The 6442-nt window shown below is 71.1% G+C and carries 5 protein-coding genes; 1 reads left to right on the top strand and 4 read right to left on the bottom strand.

The window, feature by feature from the left end:
- Positions 1–125: 125 nt before the first annotated feature.
- Genes cheB through OM076_RS32715 form a run of 4 tightly spaced genes read right to left on the bottom strand, consistent with a single transcriptional unit; the run spans position 126 to position 3791 of the window.
- Positions 126–1199 (bottom strand): chemotaxis-specific protein-glutamate methyltransferase CheB, encoded by a 1074-nt coding sequence (cheB, locus tag OM076_RS32730; RefSeq protein ID WP_270044358.1) that lies wholly within the window; start codon positions 1197–1199, stop codon positions 126–128.
- 15 nt (positions 1200–1214) lie between these two features.
- Positions 1215–1661 (bottom strand): chemotaxis protein CheW, encoded by a 447-nt coding sequence (locus OM076_RS32725; RefSeq protein WP_270044357.1) that lies wholly within the window; start codon positions 1659–1661, stop codon positions 1215–1217.
- Between the two features lie 41 nt (positions 1662–1702).
- Positions 1703–3160 carry a sensor histidine kinase gene (locus OM076_RS46450; RefSeq protein ID WP_270044356.1) on the bottom strand — a complete coding sequence of 486 codons (1458 nt, stop codon included), beginning with the start codon at positions 3158–3160 and terminating at the stop codon, positions 1703–1705.
- On the bottom strand, positions 3102–3791 hold the full coding sequence (locus OM076_RS32715; protein WP_270044355.1) for a response regulator transcription factor: 690 nt from the start codon (positions 3789–3791) through the stop codon (positions 3102–3104). The genes OM076_RS46450 and OM076_RS32715 overlap by 59 nt, the downstream gene beginning before the upstream one ends.
- 124 nt (positions 3792–3915) lie before the next feature.
- Between OM076_RS32715 and OM076_RS32710 the strand changes: the two genes are divergently transcribed.
- On the top strand, positions 3916–6435 hold the full coding sequence (locus OM076_RS32710; RefSeq protein WP_270044354.1) for an FtsK/SpoIIIE family DNA translocase: 2520 nt from the start codon (positions 3916–3918) through the stop codon (positions 6433–6435).
- Positions 6436–6442 lie beyond the last annotated feature (7 nt).

Genomic DNA, 6442 nt, shown 5'->3' with positions numbered 1-6442 from the left:
CCGGCCTAGGGCCGTGCGCAGCGCCGGGGGCGGGGCCGGAGCCGGCGCCGGGGCGGCGGCGCCTGGGCGCGGGGCGAGCGGGCGGCGAACGGGCGTGGCGGTCGGACGGTCTCTCGGGGTGAAGCTCATGATCCGGCCTCTCGGGCGATCGCTGCGGGGAGTTCGTGCAAAGGGAGGATCTCGTCGGCCAGCCCGGCCTCGGCCACGGCGCGCGGCATGCCGTAGACGACGCAGGTGGACTCGGCCTCGACGAGGATGCGGCCGCCCGCCTTCTTGACGGCGCGGGCGCCGTCGAGTCCGTCCTTGCCCATGCCGGTCAGCACGACCAGGACCATCGCGTTGCCGTAGAGCTTCGCGGCGTCGGCGATCGTCAGGTCGGCGCGCGGACGCAGGCCGCCCATCGGCGCCTCGTCGGAGAGGCGGATCTTGCGGTCCTCGCCCATCCGCAGGTGCGAGCCACCGGGCGCGAGATAGATGTGGCGCGGGTCCATGGCCTCGTGGCCCGCGGCCTCGCGGACGGTGAGCTTGGACATGCCGTCCAGGCGCGCCGCGAGCGAGGCGGTGAAGCCCGGCGGCATGTGCTGGACGATCAGGGAGCCGGTGCCGAGCGAAGCGGGGAGGCGCGGGATCACCTCGCCCAGGGCCTTCGGGCCGCCGGTCGAGGACGCGATCACGACGAACTTCTTGGTGCCAGGTCGCGCGCTCGCGGCGGCGGCGCGGACCGGCGGACGGCGCGCGATCGCGGGCGCGGCGGCGACGGCGCGGGGGCGCCGGGCGCGCAGCTTGCCGCTATCGGCGGCGTCGTTGACCTTCTTGGAGAGCTCGGCCGTGAAGTCCGCCATCGACTCGCCCATCGCCGGCTTGGCGACGAGATCGAAGGCGCCTTCGGAGAGTGCATCCACGGCGCGAGCGCCGTGGGCGGGGGAGAAGGCCGAGACGACCACGACCGGGACCGCCTCCGCTTTACCGGCACGCAGGGCCCGCAGCACGCCGAGGCCGTCGAGCCCCGGCATGTGCAGATCCAGCGTCATCGCGTCCGGGCGGAACTGATTGCAGGCGGCCAGCGCCTCATCGCCGTCGGCCGCCGTGGCGACCACGTCGAAGCCCTGACGCCCGAGGGCGTCGGAAAGGATTCGGCGCATCAGGCGCGAGTCGTCGGCGACGACGACCCGCTGCGCGGTGTTGGAGATCGCGGCCACCGTGAGACGAGGGGTCTAGACCGCGGCCAGCTCGTCGACGCGCGACCCGGAGGAGAAGAGACCCTCGGGGTTGAGCAGGATGACGAGGCGGTCGTCGATCTTGGCGATCGACTCGATCGTCTGCGTGTCGGCGGTCGGGACGGCCTCGAGCTGCTCGCTCGTGACGGTCAGGACCTCTTCGACGTCGCCGACGAGCACACCGGCCTGGCCGGTCCCGGTCTCGACGATGACGATCTTGCCGAAGTCGGCATCGGCGACGGGCAGGCCCATGCGCTGCGCGAGGTCATAGATCGGGATGATCTTGCCTCGGAGACCGATCACACCGCGGATCCACGGCACGTCCGACGTGACGGACCGCGGCTCGGTGTAACGGATGATTTCGTGGACGGCACCGATAGGCAGGGCGTACTCCTCGCTGCCGATCGAGAACACCACGAGCTGCTGGGAGGTGATGTCAGACATGTCCATCCCAGCATCGGCCGCTGCGCCGAACGCTTGAGGACTTATGCCTTGGACTCTGACGGTTTCTTCACGGGGAAGCGCACGACGAACCGCGCGCCTCGCCCATCCAGGGGAGGCTCGAGCTTGACGGTGCCCTGATGGCTCTCCGCCACGGCGCGCACGATCGCGAGGCCGAGACCCGACGAACCGGAACGATCCCCATGGGCGCGGAAGAACCGCTCGAAGACCTTGTCGCGCAACTCGGGCGGGATGCCGGGGCCGTCGTCCTCGACGGCGAGCACGATGTGCCCGTTGGAGCGCTCGACGCTCGCCTCGACCGCCGTCCCGGGGTCCGTGTGGCGCAGCGCGTTCTCCATCAGGTTCAGCACGAGCCGGTGCAGCTCGTCCTGCACGCCTTCGATCTCGAGGCCGTGCGGAGCGGAGATCGAGATCTCATGGTCGCCGGCCACGGGCTCGAGCTCGGACGCCGCGTCGGTGACGACGCTCGAGAGGTCCACCGAGCGCTTGGGCGGCTCGCGGCCGGCGTCGGCGCGGGCGAGCAGCAGGAGGTCGGCGACCAGGCGGCGCATGCGCCGGCTCGACCGCAGGGCGGAGGCCGCGGCCTCGCGGTGCTCGCCGGTCAGCGTCTCCTCGAGCAGCTCGAGGTTCGCCAGCACGGACGTCAGCGGGGTGCGCAGCTCGTGCGAGGCGTCGGCGACGAACTCGCGCTGGCGCACCAGCGCCGCCTCGGTCTCCGTGCGCGCGTCGTCGAGCGCGTGCAGCATCGACTCCAGCGTCAGCGAGAGCTCTGCGACCTCGTCGTCGGCCTGGGGGCGGGGGATGACGCCGGCGGGATCGCGCGTGCGCGCGATCTCCCGTGCGGCGTCGGTGAGCTCGGCGATCGGCTCCATCGCCCGGCGGGCGGTGGCCAGGCCGGCGAGCAGCGCCAGCGCCGTTCCGCCGAGCACGCCGAGGCCGAGGAACAGCTTCACGCGGTTGGCCGTGGCGCGCACATCGGAGATCCGCCGGCCGTACTGCGCGAAGATGCGGAAGTCGTACTCGGGGTTGGAGGGCGCGTAGATCTGGATCTCGCGCGTCTCCACCTTCCAGCCGTGGATCTCCTCGCTCTCGCTGATCGGCCGGCCGAAGTTCGGCGCGCCCTTGGAGCTCGCGAAGTACCGGCCCGTGCCGGTGACGACGCGGATCGCGGCGTTGGTCGAGGCCGCGAACGCGTCGAGGTCGATCGGGAAGCGGTACTGCGGGTGACCCTTGCGATCGTTCTGGTAGTACTCGTAGTACTGCTGCGCCTGCAGCCGATCGGCCGCCGAGGAGACCTGGCGGTTGAAGTCCTTATAGATCGCGCGTGTCGTGAGCGTGCCGACGATCACGGCGAACCCGAGCAGGATCACCAGCGTGAGCGCGGCGGAGCCTCCGGCGAGGCGCCAGCGGATCGGCTGGCGCTTATACGCGGAGTACGTAGCCCGCGCCGCGGACCGTGTGGAGGAGACGAGGCTCGCCACCGGCTTCTAGCTTCCTTCTGAGGTTGGACACGAACACCTCGATGGTGTTCGTGATCGAAAACGGGTCATAGCCCCAGACCTCGTCGAGCAGCTTCTGCCGCGAGATGACGAGGCGCTCGTTGCGCATGAGGTACTCGAGCAGCTCGAACTCGCGCTGCGTGAGATCGATCTGGCGGGAATCGCGCGCCACCTCGTGGGTGTCGGGGTTCAGCGTGAGATCGCCGACGCGCAGCGGAGCCATGCCGCGCGGCGGGCGGCGCCGGAGCAGCGCGCGCATGCGGGCCAGCAGCTCCTGCCGTTCGAACGGCTTGACGAGGTAGTCGTCGGCGCCGACGTCCAGCCCCTCCACGCGTGACTCCAGCGCGTCGCGGGCGGTCAGCATCAGGATCGGCGTCTCGTCGCCGTCGTCGCGCAGACGGCGGGCGACGTCGATCCCGTCCAGTCGTGGCAGGCCCAGGTCCAGCACGATGATGTCCGGCAGGAAGGCGTGCGCCTCATCGAGGCCACGGACGCCGTCGCCGGCGAGTTTCACTTCGTAGCCCTCGAGGCGTAGCGAACGCTGGAGGACCTGCGCGATTTCCTCGTCATCTTCGACGACGAGCACACGGACGGGACGGCTGGCAGCTTCCACTACCAAGATGTTACGTGCACTTGCGGACATTCGACACGACCTTCAGGCGCCGTTTAGGCAGTCCTGAGCGGAGCCAACTCCGTTGCAGGGGTCGAGGGTCCCGTGTCGAAGGGGGCCGGGCCAGATGCCTGCCGCCAAGAAGAAGCCCGCAAGCAAGCCGGCGGCGCGCCGCGCGCGCCGGTCCGCGCCGTCATTTCACCTGCCCACGCTCGAGCAGCGCCAGCTCGACCTGATCGGCCTCGGGCTCGTCGCCCTCGCGCTGTTCTTCGGCTTTCTCGTCTATGCCGGCTGGGACGGTGGGCGCGCCGGTTCGGAGGCGGTCGAGGGCCTGCGCTGGCTGCTCGGCGCCGCGCACTACCTCGTGCCGGTCTCGTTGGCCGCGGCGGGCGCGATCCTGATGCTGCGCCCCGTCCTGCCCGCGGTGCGGCCGTTTCGCGCCGGAGCGATCTGCCTGTTCGTCTCCGTCACCCTCGGCCTGTCGGCCGGCACGCTGGGCGTCGGCCCGGGCGGCACGCGGCCCGAATGGTGGGACCCGCAGTGGGTCAAGACCCGCGGCGGGATGACGGGGGAGACCCTGGACTGGGTCGTCACGACCCTGGCCGGAACCATCGGCGCGCACATCCTCACGGTCTTCCTCTTCCTCGCCGGCGTGCTGCTGCTGACCGGCGCGTCGGTCGCGGGCGTGATCAAGGCGACGTCGGACTCGGTCTCAACGACCACGCGCGAGATGCGCGACGCGGTCGCCGCCAAGCGCCCGCGCCCGCGGGCGATGGACGACCTGGCGACGCTCGAGCAGTCCACCCGCGTGCGCGTCAACCGGCCGGAGGTCTTCGGCGACGCGCCCGAGTTCGAGACGCCCGACGAGCTGGCGCCGCCCAAGCCCAAGCGCGCGGCCAAGAAGAAGCCGGCCAAGCCTGCCGCGGACGACAACTTCTGGTCCGGCGAGGAGCGCTACCCGGATCTCTACGGCGGCGAGCTGCCGCCCGTGGAGCCGGAACCCGCGCCGGAGGTCGAGGTCGAGCCCGAGCCGGAACCCGTGCCGGAACTGGAGCGCCTCGCCGAGGACCCGGTCGAGGACGAGGAGGGCGTCACGCGCGGCCCGGCCGAACCGGTCGACCCCGAGCAGCTCACGCCGCAGGGGCGCTACCGCCGCGACGTCACCGACTCGCCGGACTTCGTCTGGGAGCTGCCGGACCCGGCCAAGCTCACACGGTCCAGCGAAGAGGCCGCGCGGCCGGACACCGTCGGCCAGGAGAAGGTCGCGGCGCAGCTGATCGAGGCGCTCGGGCACTTCAACGTCGAGGCGCGCGTGATCGGCATGGTCGCCGGCCCGCACATCACCCGCTACGAACTGCGGCTCGCCCCGGGCATCAAGGTGGGCAAGGTCGCTCAGCTCAAGGACGACCTCGCCTACGCGCTCGCGGCGGCCGACATCCGCATCCTGGCGCCGATCCCCGGCAAGCAGGCGGTCGGCATCGAGGTCCCCAACGCGCGCCGCCGGATCGTCCACCTGGGCGACGTGTTCCAGGCGCCGCCCGCGGACTGGTCGCCGCTGACCGTGTGGCTCGGCAAGGACGTCGCGGGCCGCTCGATCGGCGCGGACCTGGCCAAGATGCCGCACCTGCTGGTCGCCGGCACGACCGGCGCCGGCAAGTCGGGCGCGATCAACGCGATGCTCTCCTCGATCCTTTTGAATGCCACCCCGCACGAGGTGCGGATGGTGCTCGTGGACCCCAAGCAGGTCGAGCTCACCCACTACGACTCGATCCCGCACCTGCTGACGCCGGTCATCACCTCGCCCAAGCAGGCGGCGATCGCGCTGCAGAACCTCGTGCGCGAGATGGAGCAGCGCTACGCCTACATGGCGCTGGCGCGCACCCGGACCCTGAAGGACCTCAACACCGTGCGGGCAGGGCGCGACGAGCAGGCGCTGCCGTACATCCTGTGCGTGATCGACGAGCTCGCGGACCTGATGATGGTCGCGCCCGCCGACGTCGAGGACTCGATCATCCGCATCGCCCAGAAGGCGCGCGCGGTCGGCATCCACCTCGTCCTCGCGACCCAGTCGCCCCGCGTGGACGTCATCACCGGCATGATCAAGGCCAACGTGCCGTCGCGGATCGCGTTCGCGGTCTCGTCGCAGACGGACTCGCGCGTGATCCTCGACCAGAACGGCGCCGAATCGCTGCTGGGCATGGGCGACATGCTCTTCTCGCCAGTCGGCTCCTCGCGGCTACAGCGCATCCAGGGCGCGTTCATCGACGAGGCCCAGATCGAGGAGATGACCGACACCTGGCGCCGTCAGGGCGAGCCGGAGCTGCGCGAGGACCTGCTCGAGGAGGTCGAGGCCGTCGCCGAGGAGGCGTCGGGCTCCGACGACGGGTTCGACCCCGACGAGGACCCGCTGCTGGGTGACGCGATCCGTCTCGTGGCCGAGATGCAGACCGCCTCGACCTCGATGCTCCAGCGCCGCCTGCGGCTCGGGTACACGCGGGCCGGGCGCCTGATCGACATGCTCGAGCGCCGGGGGGTCATCTCGGGCTACGAAGGCTCCAAGCCACGCCAGGTCCTGGTCACCGAGGCCGACCTGCCGCGCGTGCTCGCGGCGCTCGATCCTCAGACCGTGCCTGACGAGCTCGAATAGAACGTTT

It is taken from the genome of Solirubrobacter ginsenosidimutans (assembly GCF_027587205.1).
This window is presented reverse-complemented; position numbering and strand designations above follow the sequence as displayed.

Bases quoted from the DNA above. Each gene is read 5' to 3' on its own strand.
- OM076_RS32710 (WP_270044354.1), top strand. From the start codon at position 3,916: ATGCCTGCCGCCAAGAAGAAGCCCGCAAGCAAGCCGGCGGCGCGCCGC.
- OM076_RS32725 (WP_270044357.1), bottom strand. From the start codon at position 1,661: ATGTCTGACATCACCTCCCAGCAGCTCGTGGTGTTCTCGATCGGCAGC.